The organism is Mesorhizobium sp. M0751, from assembly GCF_040320265.1.
GTDB lineage: Bacteria > Pseudomonadota > Alphaproteobacteria > Rhizobiales > Rhizobiaceae > Mesorhizobium.
This window is the reverse complement of sequence record NZ_JAMYPH010000014.1, coordinates 125,621-140,283: the sequence shown is the minus strand read 5'-3', so window position 1 is coordinate 140,283 and position 14,663 is coordinate 125,621. Positions and strand designations below refer to the sequence as shown.

The 14,663-nt window shown below is 65.4% G+C and carries 12 protein-coding genes; 5 read left to right on the top strand and 7 right to left on the bottom strand.

All coding sequences use genetic code 11. From position 1 onward, the window contains the following. Window positions 1-6 precede the first annotated feature (6 nt). Window positions 7-696, bottom strand: coding sequence for a PIG-L deacetylase family protein (locus tag NKI19_RS21520; protein ID WP_352487986.1), 690 nt, complete (start codon window positions 694-696; stop codon window positions 7-9). 27 nt (window positions 697-723) lie between these two features. Here NKI19_RS21520 and NKI19_RS21515 point away from each other — a divergent pair, with 27 nt between their 5' ends. From NKI19_RS21515 to nhaA, 5 genes are all read left to right on the top strand, one after another. Next, window positions 724-1,614, top strand: coding sequence for a DMT family transporter (locus NKI19_RS21515; protein ID WP_352487988.1), 891 nt, complete (start codon window positions 724-726; stop codon window positions 1,612-1,614). Window positions 1,615-1,690: 76 nt separating this feature from the next. Beyond that, window positions 1,691-4,270 carry an ATP-dependent helicase HrpB gene (gene hrpB, locus NKI19_RS21510; RefSeq protein WP_352565221.1) on the top strand — a complete coding sequence of 860 codons (2,580 nt, stop codon included), beginning with the start codon at window positions 1,691-1,693 and terminating at the stop codon, window positions 4,268-4,270. An 89-nt stretch (window positions 4,271-4,359) separates the two neighbouring features. Beyond that, the gene (locus NKI19_RS21505; RefSeq protein WP_352487990.1) at window positions 4,360-5,685 is read left to right on the top strand and encodes an ActS/PrrB/RegB family redox-sensitive histidine kinase; all 1,326 of its coding nucleotides are present in this window, start codon (window positions 4,360-4,362) and stop codon (window positions 5,683-5,685) included. 63 nt (window positions 5,686-5,748) lie between these two features. Further along, window positions 5,749-6,312: an ActR/PrrA/RegA family redox response regulator transcription factor gene (locus NKI19_RS21500; RefSeq protein ID WP_023676342.1), complete on the top strand. Its 564-nt coding sequence runs from the start codon at window positions 5,749-5,751 to the stop codon at window positions 6,310-6,312. Between the two features lie 91 nt (window positions 6,313-6,403). After that, complete coding sequence (gene nhaA, locus NKI19_RS21495) at window positions 6,404-7,597, top strand: Na+/H+ antiporter NhaA (RefSeq protein WP_352487992.1); 1,194 nt, start codon at window positions 6,404-6,406, stop codon at window positions 7,595-7,597. Window positions 7,598-7,720: 123 nt separating this feature from the next. Here nhaA and NKI19_RS21490 read toward each other — a convergent pair whose 3' ends face one another. The 6 genes from NKI19_RS21490 to NKI19_RS21465 form a co-directional block, all read right to left on the bottom strand. Next, window positions 7,721-9,148, bottom strand: a complete 1,428-nt coding sequence (locus NKI19_RS21490; RefSeq protein WP_352565219.1) for a gamma-aminobutyraldehyde dehydrogenase — start codon at window positions 9,146-9,148, stop codon at window positions 7,721-7,723. Window positions 9,149-9,173: 25 nt separating this feature from the next. Next, window positions 9,174-9,989, bottom strand: coding sequence for an ABC transporter permease (locus NKI19_RS21485; RefSeq protein WP_352464332.1), 816 nt, complete (start codon window positions 9,987-9,989; stop codon window positions 9,174-9,176). Beyond that, on the bottom strand, window positions 9,979-10,944 hold the full coding sequence (locus tag NKI19_RS21480) for an ABC transporter permease (protein ID WP_352487996.1): 966 nt from the start codon (window positions 10,942-10,944) through the stop codon (window positions 9,979-9,981). The genes NKI19_RS21485 and NKI19_RS21480 overlap by 11 nt, the downstream gene beginning before the upstream one ends. 223 nt (window positions 10,945-11,167) lie before the next feature. Beyond that, complete coding sequence (locus NKI19_RS21475; RefSeq protein ID WP_352487998.1) at window positions 11,168-12,166, bottom strand: ABC transporter ATP-binding protein; 999 nt, start codon at window positions 12,164-12,166, stop codon at window positions 11,168-11,170. 188 nt (window positions 12,167-12,354) lie between these two features. Then, window positions 12,355-13,509 (bottom strand): ABC transporter substrate-binding protein, encoded by a 1,155-nt coding sequence (locus tag NKI19_RS21470; RefSeq protein ID WP_352488000.1) that lies wholly within the window; start codon window positions 13,507-13,509, stop codon window positions 12,355-12,357. Window positions 13,510-13,703: 194 nt separating this feature from the next. Next, window positions 13,704-14,630, bottom strand: coding sequence for a LysR family transcriptional regulator (locus tag NKI19_RS21465; RefSeq protein ID WP_352488002.1), 927 nt, complete (start codon window positions 14,628-14,630; stop codon window positions 13,704-13,706). Window positions 14,631-14,663 lie beyond the last annotated feature (33 nt).

The following is a 14,663-nucleotide window of genomic DNA, read 5'->3' as shown; positions in this document are numbered from 1 at the left end:
ACCTGCCTAGGTCACCGTCTTGTTGCTGACCGCCACCGGACGGATCACTGGGGCCGGCGGCAGCAGCGCGCGGATGTCGGCGAAGGGGAAGACCGGCTCGAAGCGGAAGGCCTCGGCGAACGATCCGGCTGGGCCGTTGCACTGGCCGGCGCGAAAGGCGTTCTGCGTGCGCGCCGCGTCGACGAAACGCTCGGGATCCTGCGACTGGTGCGCCCGGATGGCGTCCACCTTGAGATCGAAATGCCTGGAGATATCGACATAGTGCGTTGGCGAAAACCCGGTGCCGCCGAACGTGTCGGCGTGCAGCACCGGCACCGAGAATGAGGCGGCTATGCGCACGCCGTCCGACAGCGCGCGATGGTCGCCGTGATAATCGTTCGGCGCATGGGTGATCGCCAGATCCGGCCCTATCTCGCCGATCAGTGCTTTCAGCGCCCCGATCAGCGCGGCATCGGCGACCAGTGCGCCATCGGGAAAATCGAGAAAGCGCGGCGTCACGCCAAGCAAGCCGGCCGCCGCCATCGCCTCCTTGCGGCGCGTGCGGATAAGTGCGGCCGGATCGCCATAGCCGCCCCTGGCGCCATCGGTGGCTATGGCAAAAAAGAGTTCTGCGCCTTGCGCGGCATAGGCCGCCATCGTACCGAACACGAAGATCTCGATGTCGTCCGGATGCGCGCCAAGCGCCAGTATCTTCACTCTCATCTCTCCCGGAAACGGAAAAACGTGCCCAACGGAATTCTGCTCGCTCTCATCGCCTATGCAAGCTATTCGTGCAGCGACGCCGTTGTCAAAAGCCTGGGCGGGCAGTTCAACGTCTTCGAGATCGGCTTCTTCTCGACATTGTTTGCCGGCTGCTTTCTGCTCTTTGCCAGGCCGGCAGGCGAGCGCTGGCGCGATTTCTGGCGCACGAGCCGGCCGTGGGCGGTACAGGCCCGCGCCTGGGCCGGCATAGCCTCGGGCGTGCTCAGCGTCTATGCCTTCACCACCATCCCGCTGGCAGAAGTCTATGCGCTGATCTTCCTGGCGCCACTGTTCGTCACCATCCTGGCCACGCTGGTCCTCAAGGAGAAGGTCGGCCCATGGCGGTGGCTGGCGGTCGTCGCCGGCTTTGCCGGGGTCATGCTGGTCGTCAGGCCTGGTTTTCGCGAGTTGCAGCTTGGCCATCTGGCGGCGTTCATCATCGCCTTCCTGGCCGCCACCAATGTCATCCTGATGCGTTCGCTCGCCGCGCAGGAAAAGCGCACGACGATGCTCGGCGTGCTGATCGGCTACGGCCTGCTCTTCAACGGCGTCGGTGCGGCGGCTACGTCGTTCTCGCTGCCGGATGGCAGGCAATGGGCCTGGCTGGTACTGGCCGGCGCCTTCACCGCCGGCGGCCAGCTGCTGCATCTGCTGGCGGTCAAATACGCACCGGCCAACCGCATCGCGCCGACGCATTACTCGCAGATCGTCTGGGCGGTGGTTCTAGGCGCGCTGTTCTTCAGGGAATATCCTGATTTTCTATCGCTGGTCGGGCTCGCTGTGGTCGGCGGTTCCGGCCTGCTGACGATGGTGCGCGAGGAGGTGCGGCTCGGCACGGTGCGCTGGAACCCGTTTTCGCGGATCAGGCTTTGAGTCGGCGCCGAGGTTGCGCCGCGACCGCCACCGCTGATATGCGATCGGCGCCAACTGGCTGCACATCCTTGGGACAATGACCACAAAACCCTTGCCGGAACTGCCGGTCTCCGCTGTCTTGCCGGCGCTCAATGAAGCGCTCGGCCGTGGCAATAGCGCCGTGCTGGTGGCGCCGCCCGGCGCCGGCAAGACGACGCTGGTTCCATTGGCGCTGCTCGACGCTGAATGGCTCGGCGCCGGAAAGATCATTCTGCTCGAGCCGCGCCGCCTAGCCGCCCGCGCTGCCGCCCGCCGCATGGCCGAATTGCTCGGCCAAGAGCCCGGCGAAACCGTCGGCTATGCCATGCGCATGGAAAACCGCACTTCCGCAAAGACCAGGATTCTCGTCGTCACCGAAGGCGTGCTGTCCCGCATGATCCTCGACGATCCCGAACTGCCCGGTGTCGCGGCGGTGTTGTTCGACGAGTTCCACGAACGCTCGCTCGACGGCGATTTCGGGCTGGCGCTGGCGCTCGACGTGCAAAGTGCGCTGAGGCCCGAACTCAGATTGCTGGTGATGTCGGCGACGCTCGACGGCGCGCGTGTCGCAAGACTGCTGTCCGGCGCGCCGGTGATCGAGAGCGCAGGCCGCGCCTTTCCGGTCGATGTCCGCTATGACGAGCGGCCGGCCGGCGTCACCATCGAGGATGCCATGGCCAGGGTGATCCGCTCGGCGCTTGCCGGGGAGCAGGGCAGCGTGCTCGCTTTCCTGCCCGGCCAGCGCGAGATCGAGCGCACCACCGAGCGGCTGGCGGGCAAGGTCGGCGCCGACACCGACATCGTGCCGCTCTACGGCATGCTCGACAACAAGGCGCAGGACGCGGCGATCAAGCCGGCGCCGCCCGGCCGCCGCAAGGTCGTGCTGGCGACGTCGATCGCCGAAACCTCCATCACCATCGACGGCGTGCGCGTCGTCATCGATTCCGGCCTGTCGCGGCTGCCGCGCTATGAGCCGGCGAGCGGCCTGACGCGGCTGGAGACGGTACGTGCTTCCCGCGCTTCCGCCGACCAGCGCGCCGGCCGTGCCGGGCGCACGCAGCCGGGCGTCGCCATCCGGTTATGGCGGGCCGAGCAGACGGCGGCCCTGCCGCCCTTCACGCCGCCGGAAATCCTCGAGGCCGATCTTTCCGGCCTGTTGCTCGATTGCGCCGCGTTCGGCGTCGCCGATCCGACCAGCCTGTCCTTCCTCGACTCCCCGCCGGCTCCGGCGCTCACCGAGGCTAGGGCGCTGCTGCGCGCGCTCGATGCTGTCGATGCGGCAGGCCGCCTGACGGAAGCCGGTGCCGCGATGCGCAGGCTGGCGCTACCGGTTCGGCTCGCCCATATGGTCGCCGAGGCGGCAAGGACCGGACAGGCACTCGAGGCGGCGATACTCGCCGTGCTGCTCACTGAGCGTGGCCTTGGCGGCGATGGCGCCGATCTCGAACGGCGGCTGATGCGCTTTCACGCCGAAAGATCGCCGCGTGCCACCGCTGCCCGGCAGCTGGCCGAGAGATTGGCAAAGCAGGCTTCACCCTACCCCTTGAGGGGAGGGTCGATCCGCGAGGCGGAGCGGGGTGGGGGCGGGTCGGGCACGCCATCGCCGACCCTACCCCGTCTCCCTCGCCTTGCTGCGCAAGGCTCACTCGCCGACCCTCCCCTCAAGGGAGAGGGTAATGCCGGCGCTCTCCTCATCCATGCCTGGCCGGATCGGGTCGCCAAGGCGCGCGGCGAGCGTGGTCGCTTCGTGCTGGCCAACGGCTCGGGCGCCATGCTCGACGCCTCCGATCCGCTGGCCGGCGAGACCTGGCTTGTCGTCGCCGACCTACAGGGCAAGGCGCACAACGCCCGCATCACCGCGGCGGCAGCCATCGACGAGGCCGACATCCGTGCCGCGCTGGCGGAAAGGATCGAGACCCGCCGCGAGGCGAGCTTCGACCGCGACAGGCGCGCGGTGCGGGTGCGCGAAACGGTTCGCCTCGGCGCCATCATGTTGTCTGAACGCATGCTGCCGGCGCCGACCGGTGCCGACGCAGACAGCGCCATTCTCGGCGCCTTGCGCGAACACGGCCTGTCCCTGTTGCCGTGGAACAGGGAGGCGGAGATGTTGCGGCAGCGGCTCGGCTGGCTGCATCGCGGCCTTGGCGCACCATGGCCCGATGTCTCCGATGCCGCGCTCGCCGAGCGCCTCGACGACTGGCTGCTGCCGTTCCTTTCCGGTGCCGCATCCTTTGCGGCGATTGATCCCAGCGTGCTTTCGCAAGGCCTGATGACGCTGGTGCCGCACGAATTGCAGCGCAAGATCGACACATTGGCGCCGACCCACTTCGACGCGCCGTCGGGCAGCCGGCTGCCGATCCGCTATGACGGCGAATGGCCGGTGCTGGCGGTTCGCGTGCAGGAGCTGTTCGGTCTCGACCGGCACCCCGCGATCGCCAACGGCACTGTGCCGCTGACGCTCGAATTGCTATCGCCGGCGCATCGGCCGATTCAGACGACGCGCGACCTGCCCGGCTTCTGGCGCGGCTCCTGGGCCGATGTGCGGGCAGAGATGCGCGGCCGCTATCCCAGGCATGTCTGGCCGGAGAACCCGCTTCTCGCCGCCGCCACCAGCCGCGCCAAGCCGCGCGGTACCTGATGCTTCGAGGCTGTCATCCCGAACGGAAGGCAAGCTTCGGCAGTTTTCGGAAAAGACCTCCGGCTGTTTCCCCTCTATAATCATTGGCCATGATAAACATCCTGCACGCACCCGACTTCCAGCAAAGCCAGCGGCTGCGCCTCAACACGCTGATCAGGTTGCGCTGGCTTGCCATCGTCGGCCAGAGCCTGACCGTGCTTGTCGTCGCTTACGGGCTGAAATTTCCGCTGCCGGTCAGCATGTGTTTTGCGCTGATCGCTTGTTCGGCCTGGATGAACCTTTTGCTGACCTTCCGCTATCCGGCGGCGCATCGGCTTACCCCGTTCTCGGCCTTCGCCATCCTGACCTTCGACAGCCTGCAGCTTGCCGGCCTGCTCTACATGACCGGCGGCCTTACCAATCCGTTTTCGCTGCTGATGACCGTGCCCGTCGTCGTCTCGGCGACGTCGCTGCCGCTGCGGCTGACGGCCCTGCTCGGCGCGCTGGTGATCGTGGCGGCGACGCTGCTGGTCTTTTACCACCTGCCGCTGCCCTGGCATGAGGGCGCGCCATTGGCGATGCCGTTCGTCTATGTCGCCGGCATGTGGATGGCGGTGTTCTGCTCCATCGCCTTTACCGCGATCTATGCCTTCCGGGTGGCCGAGGAGGCGCGGTTGCTTGCCAACGCGCTTGCCGCCACGGAATTGGTGTTGCAGCGAGAGCAGCATCTCTCGGCCCTCGACGGCCTCGCGGCGGCCGCCGCGCACGAGCTCGGCACGCCGCTCGCCACCATCACGCTTGTCGCCAAGGAGATGGAGAAGGCGCTTGGCGAAGATCCGAAATACGGCGAGGACGTGAAGCTGCTGCGTTCGCAGAGCGAGCGCTGCCGCGAAATCCTGAAGCGCCTGACCAGCCTTTCCTCCGAGAGCGAGGTGCACCTCTCGCGTCTGCCGCTGACCTCGCTGGTCGAGGAAGTGACGGCGCCGCACCGCGATTTCGGCATTTCGATCAAGCTTCGGCCGGGCGAGCGCATCGGCCCGGAACCGGTGGGCCGGCGCAATCCCGGCGTCATTTACGGCCTCGGCAATCTGGTCGAGAACGCCGTCGACTTCGCCCGCAAAAGTGTGACAGTGCGCTGGAAATGGAATGAGGCCGCCGTCAGCTTCTCGATCATCGACGACGGGCCGGGCTTTCCCCCGGAGATCATCGACCGCATCGGCGAACCCTATATGTCGACGCGCCAGGGCACCGAAGCCGGCGGCGGCCTCGGCCTCGGCTTGTTCATCGCCAAGACCTTGCTCGAACGCTCCGGCGCGACGCTCGATTTCCGCAATTCGAGCGAGCCCGGCGAGGGCGCTATCGTGCAGATATCGTGGCCGCGCAGCGTCTTCCTCAATCCCGAGCAGGCTTCGGCCACCATGTTCGACACGGCCTAAATTGGACAATAGCCTTGCGAAACTATATTTGCGTAAAAATCAGGCAGCAGGATTTTCAGCACGATGAGTACTGACGAAACGATTGGCGCAATGGTCGAAGGCGAGGACACCTCGCTGCTGATCGTGGACGACGACAAGCCGTTCCTGACGCGGCTTGCCCGCGCCATGGAAACCAGGGGTTTCGTGGTCGAGACGGCGGAGAGCGTCGAGGAGGCGGTTGCCAAGGCGCGCGCCAATCCGCCCGCCTATGCGGTGGTCGACATGCGGCTGGCCGACGGCAACGGCCTCGACGTCGTCGCCGCGATCCGCGAGAAGCGCGACGATGCCCGCGCCATCATCCTCACCGGCTACGGCAACATCGCCACTGCGGTGACGGCGGTGAAGCTCGGCGCCATCGATTATCTATCGAAGCCGGCCGATGCCGACGATATCTTTGCAGCCCTGACCCGCACGGCGGGCGAACGCGCAGCGCCGCCCGAAAATCCAATGTCAGCCGATCGCGTGCGCTGGGAACACATCCAGCGCGTCTACGAAATGTGCGACCGCAACGTCTCGGAAACCGCACGCCGCCTGAACATGCATCGCCGCACGCTGCAACGCATCCTCGCCAAGCGCGCGCCGCGCTAAAGGGCTCCCATTACAGGCTTGCCCGGCCAGCGCTGTTTGCGCATCATCGCTTGGCGGTGTCGGACCTTGCCGCTGATATGACGGAGGCGACATGCAGGACGAAAAGCGGCTGGTCTCCATGCTGCGCGAATTCCTCGACAGCGAGGCGGCCGGCGGCCTCATCCTGATGGCTGCGGCGGCCCTGGCCCTGATCGTCGCCAATTCGCCGCTGGGCGAGGCTTATTTCTCCGCCCTCCATGCCTATCTCGGACCGCTCAGCGTCTCGCACTGGATCAATGACGGCCTGATGGCAGTGTTCTTCCTGCTGGTCGGCCTGGAGATCAAGCGCGAGATGCTCGACGGCCAGCTCTCGACCTGGCCGCGCCGCGTGCTGCCCGGCATCGCCGCCGCCGGCGGCATGGCGGTGCCGGCACTGGTCTACGTCGCCATCAACCGCAACAATCCAGCCGCTCTGTCCGGCTGGGCGATTCCGACCGCTACCGACATCGCCTTTGCGCTCGGCGTGCTGTCGCTGCTTGGCAGCCGCGTGCCCGGCTCGCTGAAGATATTCCTCACCGCGCTTGCCATCATCGACGATCTCGGCGCCGTGCTCATCATCGCGGTGTTCTATACCAGCGGCCTCTCGCTCGCCTATCTCGGCGCCGCCTTTGCCGTCATCGCGCTGCTGGTGGTGCTCAACCGCATGCGCGTGCTGACGCTGCTGCCGTACGTCTTGCTCGGCATCGTTCTGTGGGTTTTGGTGCTCAAATCGGGCGTCCATGCGACGCTCGCCGGCGTTGCACTGGCCCTCACCATCCCATTGAAGATCTCGCCCGGCAGCGGCCACGATCTCGACCATTCGCCGCTGCACCGGCTCGAACACGGCCTGCACAAAGTCGTCGCCTTTTTCGTCATCCCGATTTTCGGCTTCGCCAACGCCGGCGTCTCGCTCGGCGGTCTCAGCGCTGGCGCGCTGGCCGAGCCGCTGACGCTCGGCGTCGCCGCCGGTCTCGTCGCCGGCAAGCTGGTCGGCGTGTTCGGGTCTTCCGCGCTTGCCATCCGGCTCGGCTTCGCCGATCTGCCGGTCAATGCCGGCTGGCTGCATATGGTCGGCATTTCGCTGCTCTGCGGCATCGGCTTCACCATGAGCCTGTTCACCGGCCTGCTCGCCTTCGCCAGCGACGTCGCTCTGCAGGACGCGGTCAAGGTCGGCATCCTCGCCGGCTCCTTTATTGCCGCGCTCCTCGGCGCCGCTGTGCTGCTGGTGGCGCCCGCCGCAGGCGAGCCGGAGGAGGCGGAAGAATAGTCGCGCCGCGCTTTCAGCCGGCGCCTTGTGCCCGCGACCGTCCCCCGGCCCTTCGCAGGCTCAGGGCGTTCGAAGCTCGAAAAGCCAAGCAATTGGCTTTTCGTCCGCTACGCGGACCGCTTCTCACCCGTGCGCAACCATGACGTGGCGGACGGCTGTATAGTCCTCCAGCGCGTAGAGAGACATGTCCTTGCCGTAGCCGGATTGCTTCAGTCCGCCATGCGGCATCTCGTTGGTCAGCATGAAATGGGTGTTGATCCAGGTGCAGCCATATTGCAGCCGGGCCGCCGTCGCCATGGCGCGCGAAACATCCTTGGTCCACACCGACGACGCCAGGCCGTAGTCAGAATCATTGGCCCAGTTCACCGCTTCGTCGACTTCGGAAAAGCGGGTGACCGAGACCACCGGGCCGAACACTTCGCGGCGCACGATCTCGTCCTCCTGCAGCGCGCCGGCAACGACGGTCGGCTGGTAGAAGAAGCCGGAGCCCTCGCCCGGCTTGCCGCCGGTGGTGATCTCGATGTGCTTGAGCTCGGATGCGCGCTTGACGAAGCTCGAGACGCGGTCGCGCTGGCGGCGCGAGATCAGCGGCCCGATTTCGTTCTCGGTATCGTCGGGGCGATCATACTTGATGGTTGAGACCGCAGCGGAGAGGTCGGCGACGAGCTTGTCGTAGATCTTCTTGCCGGCATAGATGCGGCAGGCGGCGGTGCAGTCCTGGCCGGCATTGTAATAGCCGAAGGCGCGCAGGCCGTTGACCACCGCACCGAGATCGGCGTCATCGAAGACGATGACCGGCGCCTTGCCGCCGAGCTCGAGATGCGTGCGCTTGACCGATTTGGCGGCGGCCTGCAGCACCTTCTTGCCGGTGGCGACGTCGCCGGTGATCGAGATCATGTTGACCTTCGGATGGTTGATCAGCGTGTTGCCGACGCTGTCGCCGCGGCCGAGCACGACGTTGACGACGCCTTCCGACAGGATCTCGGCAAGGATTTTTGCCAGCTTGAGCGCAGTCAGCGGCGTCTGTTCCGACGGCTTGAAGACGACGGTATTGCCGCCGGCAATCGCCGGCGCCAGCTTCCAGGCCATCATCATCAGCGGATAGTTCCACGGCGCGATCGACGCGACAACGCCGATGGCGTCGCGGCGGACCATCGAGGTGTGACCGGGAATGTATTCGCCGGCGACCTGGCCGGGCATCGAGCGCACCGCGCCGGCAAAGAAGCGGTAGCAGTCGACGATCGCCGGGATCTCGTCATTGAGCACGGCATTGATCGGCTTGCCGCAGTTCAGCGCCTCGAGCGCCGCGAAATCCTGTGCAGCAGCCTCGATGCGATCGGCGATCTTCAGGAGATAGCCGGCGCGCTGCGCCGGCGTTGTGCGGGACCAGGTGACGAAGGCTTTTTCGGCCGCAAGCACCGCCGCCTCGATCTGCGCCGGACTGGCCTCGGGCAGATTGAGGATGGTCGCTCCGGTCTTCGGGTTGAGGATCGGTTCTTCGGTCTCGGCGCCTTTTTCGAATTTCGAGCCGATCAGCATCTGCGTGTCCATGGAAGTCTCTCCCTTATGAACGAGATCATTTGCCCGAACCGGCGATCTGGTCGCCATCGCGGGTCAGGTAATAGGCGGCGAGGATGGGAAGCAGCGTCACCAGCACCACGACCATCGCCACGACATTGGTGACCGGACGCTGGCGCGGACGGATCAATTCTTCGAGCATCCAGATCGGCACCGTCTGCTGTTGGCCGGCGGTGAAGGTGGTGACGATGACCTCGTCGAAGGACAGCGCAAAGGCAAGCATGCCGCCGGCCAGCAGCGCGGTTGCGATGTTGGGCAGCACGACATGCCGAAAGGTCTGGAATCCGTCGGCGCCGAGGTCCATCGACGCCTCGATCATCGAGCCGGACGTGCGGCGGAAACGGGCGACCGCATTGTTGTAGACGACGACCACGCAGAAAGTGGCGTGGCCGAGCACGATCGTCCAGAACGAGAACGGGATTTCGGCCAGCGCGAAGGCCGAGCGCAGCGCAATGCCGGTGATGATGCCGGGCAGCGCGATCGGCAGGATCACCAGCAGCGAGATGGTCTCGCGGCCGAAGAATTTTGTGCGGGACACGGCGGCGGCGCAGAGCGTGCCGAGGACCAGCGCGATGGCGGTCGAGATCGCCGCAACGCGCACCGACAGCGACAGCGCCTGCCAGACGTCGGGCCGGTTCCAGGTGACGGCGAACCATTGCGTCGTCAGGCCCGGCGGCGGCCAGACGAAGCTTTTCTCCTCGGTGGTGAAGGCATAGACGAAGATCAGCAGGATCGGCAAATGCAGGAAGAGCAGGCCGCCGGTGGCGGCGAGCTTCAGGCCGAGAGGCGCGGATGGGCCACGGTCAGAGCGCATCGAAAGCCCCCATGCGCTTGGCGCCCCAGAGGTAGAAGCCCATGATGACGATGGGCACCACGGTAAAGGCGGCGGCGAGCGGGATGTTGCCGGCGGTGCCTTGCTGCGAATAGACGGCCTGGCCGATGAACAGCCGCGAGGTACCGATGATCTGCGGGATGATGTAGTCGCCGAGCGTCAGCGAGAAGGTGAAGATCGACCCGGCGACGATGCCGGGCAGCGCCAGCGGGAACAGCACGTTGCGGAAGGTCTGGCCGGGCGAGGCTCCCAGATCGGACGAGGCCTCGACCAAATTGCCCGGCACGCGCTCGAGTGCGGCCTGCACCGGCAGGATCATGAAGGGCAGCCAGACATAGACGAAGACGATGAAGGTGCCGGTTGAGGAGACCGACAGCGAGTTGCCGCCGACGACCGGCAGCGATAGCCAGGCATCGAGCAGCCACAGAAGATGCAATTTGGCCAGCAGCCAGGTCAGGATGCCTTCCTTGGCGAGGATCAGCTTCCAGGCATAGATCTTGACCAGGTAGCTCGACCACAGCGGCAGCATGACGCCGAGATAAAACAACGCCTTCCAACGGCCGCGCGCATAGCGCGCCGCGTAATAGGCGATGGGAAAGGCGATGACCGCCGACGCGAGCGTCACCAGCGCCGCCATCGTCACCGTGCGCAGGATGATGTCGAGATTGGCGGCCTGCAGCAGGTCGCCGTAAGTCTTCAGCGTGAACTCGCGGTTGATCAGGCCGGAGAACTCGTCAATCGAAAAGAAACTCTGCAAAAGCAGCGCGAAAAGCGAGCCGATATAGACGATGCCGAGCCACAGAACCGGCGGCAGCAGCATCAGCAGAAGCAGGAATTGCGGCCGGCGCCAGAAGAGGTCGGAGAGCGCGCCGCGTACGCCGCCACTGCCCGGCAGGATGGCGGGCGCCGGACTGGAGTTGAGCGCGGCGGTCGTCATGACGCCGCCGTGTCCTGGAGGAGGAGATATGACAGGCCGCGATCCTTCGCGCCCCCCTCTGTCCTGCCGGACATCTCCCCCTCAAGGGGGGAGATTGGCTGCCCCTTTCGGTTTCGCCAATCTCCAAGGTGGCAGATTTGGCGAGGCCGAGAAACTGCTAATCTCCCCCCTTGAGGGGGAGATGTCCGGCAGGACAGAGGGGGGCGCCGCGCGCAAACCTTGATCATCCCAGCTCGTCCATCAAATGCAAATGCTCGCGGTTGAAGGTGAGCACCACCGCCTCGCCTTCCCGGGGCAAGGCAGCACCCGCCGGGACGATGGCATGCAGCCGCAAGCCCTCTGCATCGAGCGCCAGTCTTGTCGTGGCGCCGAGATAATTGGTCGAGACAAGGCGGGCGGCTACGCCTTCGCCCTTGGCCGCCCTGCCAATGCGGATGGATTCGGGCCGCAGGCTGCCCCAGCGATGCTGGCCGGCATAGCGCTGGACGAAATCCGGCGGCAGCACGTTGGACGAGCCGACGAAATCGGCGACGAAGCGGGTTTTGGGGCGCTGGTAGATGTCTTCCGGCGTGCCGATCTGCATGATCTTGCCGTCGTTGAAGACGGCGACGCGGTCGGCCATCGACAGCGCTTCGCCCTGGTCGTGGGTGACGAACACGAAGGTGATGCCCAGCGCCTTCTGCAGCGATTTCAACTCCTCCTGCATGTTTTCGCGAAGCTTGAGGTCGAGCGCGCCGAGCGGCTCGTCGAGCAGCAGCACCTTGGGCTGGTTGACCAGCGCCCGGGCGAGCGCGACGCGCTGGCGCTGGCCGCCGGAAAGCTGGCCAGGGCGACGCGCGCCGTAGCCGGGAAGCCGCACCAGCGCCAGCGCCTCTTCCGCCGCCTTTTGCCGCTCCGATCTGCCGACGCCCTTGACCATCAGCCCATAGGCGACGTTGTCGAGCACGTTGAGATGCGGGAACAGCGCATAATCCTGGAACACGGTGTTGACGTTGCGGCGATAGGGCGGCACGCCCTCGGCGCGTTCGCCGAAGATCGAGATCGAGCCCGCCGTCGGCTGCTCGAACCCGGCGATGAGGCGCAGGCACGTCGTCTTGCCCGAACCGGAAGGCCCAAGCATGGCGAAGAACTCGCCCGGCACGATGTCGAGATCGACCGCGTCGACGGCACGCACGCTGCCGAAATGGCGGGAGACTTTTTGGAAGGAAACGGCGGAGGTCATGGGCTGTCCTGATCTGTCAGGCTCATTAAATTTCAGGCGGTTGCGCCGCCCCTCATCCGCCTGCCGGCGCCTTCTCCCCATATAGTGGACGGCGAGAAGGGAGGCGCTCCAACGCTGGCGACCCCGCGTTCTTCACGGGGAGAGGGTAAGGGTGAGGGGCAGCGCCGAGCTTAGTAGGTGAGACGAACTCACCGCCCGCCGATGACGCCGATATAGTCCGACACCCAGCGGTAATAGGGCACGCACTGATCGTTCTGGGCGGCGCATTTCGAGACCGGCGTCTTCCAGAACTTGATCTTGTCGAAATTGTCGTAGCCGTTGGTCTTGCAGCCTTCTTCGCCGAGCAGTTCGTTGCCCTTGCAAGCGGCGGGCACCACCGGCAGCGAACCGAACCAGGCGGAGACGTCGCCCTGCACTTTCGGCGACAGCGAATGCTCGATCCACATGTAGGCGCAGTTCGGGTGGGCAGCATCGGCCTCCATCATCGTGGTGTCGGCCCAGCCGGTAACGCCCTCCTCGGGGATAGTCGAGGCGACCGGCTTCTTGGCCGCAATCAGCGTGTTGACCTGGTAGGGCCAAGAACCGGAGGCGACGACGCCTTCGTTCTGGAAATCGTCGACCTGGATGGCGGCGTCATGCCAATAGCGTCCGACCAGCGTACGCTGGACCCGCAGCAGGTCGAGCGCGGCCTTGTACTGGTCCTCGGTCAGTTCGTACGGATCCTTGATGCCGAGCTCCGGCTTGTGAGCCATCAGGTAATTGGCGGCGTCGGCGATGTGGATCGGACCGTCATAGGCCTGGACGCGGCCCTTGTTCGACTTGCCGTCGGGCAGCTTCATTTCCTCGAAGACCACGTTCCAGCTCTTCGGCGCCTCCTTGAACACTTCGGTGTTGTACATCAGCACGTTCGGCCCCCACTGATAGGGGACGCCGTAATGAACGCCGCCGACGGTGAACCAGGGCGCATCCTTCAGCCGGTCGTCGACCGTCTTCCAGCTCGGTATGAGGTCGGTGTTGATCGGCTGGACGCGCTTGCCGGCGACCAGGCGCAGCGAGGCATCGCCCGAGGCGGTGACCAGGTCGAAGCCGCCTTCGTTCATCAGCGAGACCATCTCGTCGGAAGTGTTGGCGGTCTTGACGTTGACCTTGCAGCCGGTTTCCTTTTCGAACGAAGTGACCCAATCATAGCCCTTGTCGGTTTCGCCGCGCTCGATATAGCCCGGCCAGGCGACGATATTGACCTCGCCTTCGCCCTTGCCGAGCTCCTTGACCTGGGCGATGGCCTGGCCGGAGAAGCTCAGCGCGACCGTCAAGGCAGTGCATGATTTCAGCAATGAATTCATCGTCGATCTCCCATTTTTGCGTGAGCCGAAACCGGTTTCGGCTTTCGGAAAAAGTCATGCGCCCGTTTAACGTTGGATGCGCGGCTCTGAAGAGCCGTGCTCCGGCAGCTTTGTTCCCTGACCGAAAAGTGCTGCGAAATTTCCGGTTTCGCAAATTCATTTATCAGAAAGCCGATATCGGTTTTTCCGATACATTAGCGGCCGATCTTCTCGGGCCGTTGGCGCACCATGCGCTGCGACTGGGCAAGTCCGATGAAGTCGCGCGCCGCCTGCGGCAGGCCGGAGCCGCGCCGCCAGACCATGCCGACCTGGACGACCGGCAACGACCCCGAAATATCGCGCGATTCGATGCGGTCGCCTTCCAGCGACCATGGCCGGTAGACAAGGTCGGGCAGCAGCGCCACGCCGGCGCCGGTGGCGACGAGGCTGCGCACCGCTTCGACCGAGCGGGTGCGGAAGGCGACGTGCGGCTTGGCGCCGATCGCCGTCAGCAGCTTTCCGGTATTCTCCTCGATCTCGTCGACGGTCAGCATGATCAGCGGTTCCGAGGCGATGTCGCCGATGCCGATGATGTCGGCACCTGCCAAGGGATGGCCGAGCGGCAGCCACAGCCGGTAGGCCGAGACTTCGAGGATTTCGGACTGCAGTGCCGTGCGGTCGCGCAGGTTCGAGGTGACCATGACGGCAATGTCGAGCTTGCCGCCAATCAACAGGTGCTCGAGATAGTCGCCATTGTCCTCGATCGCCGAGACCTCGACACCCGGATAGGCGCGGCGATAGCGGGCAAGAAGATCGGACAGCACATAGCCGGCGACCAGCGAGGTAACGCCAAGTTGCAGCCGCCCGCTTGCCGCGGTCTGTTCGCCGAAGAAGGCGCGGCGCGCATCGGAAACGTCGGCCAGGATCTTTCTCGCATGGCGCAGGAACTGGTGACCCTTGTGGGTGATGTTCAAGCCGCGCGGGTGACGTTCGAACAGCTCGACGCCGAGATCGTGCTCCAACTCCTTGATCGCTTCGGTGACCGAGGATTGCGAGATCGACAGGTTCTGGGCGGCGCCCGACACCGTGCCTTGCTCGGCGACGGCGACGAAGAACTGCAATTGGCGGATGGTGAAAGCCATGGCTGGACTAAACACGGCAGAGGCGGCGCTGGG

Bases quoted from the DNA above. Each gene is read 5' to 3' on its own strand.
- hrpB (WP_352565221.1), top strand. From the start codon at position 1,691: ATGACCACAAAACCCTTGCCGGAACTGCCGGTCTCCGCTGTCTTGCCG.
- NKI19_RS21505 (WP_352487990.1), top strand. From the start codon at position 4,360: ATGATAAACATCCTGCACGCACCCGACTTCCAGCAAAGCCAGCGGCTG.
- NKI19_RS21500 (WP_023676342.1), top strand. From the start codon at position 5,749: ATGAGTACTGACGAAACGATTGGCGCAATGGTCGAAGGCGAGGACACC.
- nhaA (WP_352487992.1), top strand. From the start codon at position 6,404: ATGCAGGACGAAAAGCGGCTGGTCTCCATGCTGCGCGAATTCCTCGAC.
- NKI19_RS21490 (WP_352565219.1), bottom strand. From the start codon at position 9,148: ATGGACACGCAGATGCTGATCGGCTCGAAATTCGAAAAAGGCGCCGAG.
- NKI19_RS21485 (WP_352464332.1), bottom strand. From the start codon at position 9,989: ATGCGCTCTGACCGTGGCCCATCCGCGCCTCTCGGCCTGAAGCTCGCC.
- NKI19_RS21480 (WP_352487996.1), bottom strand. From the start codon at position 10,944: ATGACGACCGCCGCGCTCAACTCCAGTCCGGCGCCCGCCATCCTGCCG.
- NKI19_RS21475 (WP_352487998.1), bottom strand. From the start codon at position 12,166: ATGACCTCCGCCGTTTCCTTCCAAAAAGTCTCCCGCCATTTCGGCAGC.
- NKI19_RS21470 (WP_352488000.1), bottom strand. From the start codon at position 13,509: ATGAATTCATTGCTGAAATCATGCACTGCCTTGACGGTCGCGCTGAGC.
- NKI19_RS21465 (WP_352488002.1), bottom strand. From the start codon at position 14,630: ATGGCTTTCACCATCCGCCAATTGCAGTTCTTCGTCGCCGTCGCCGAG.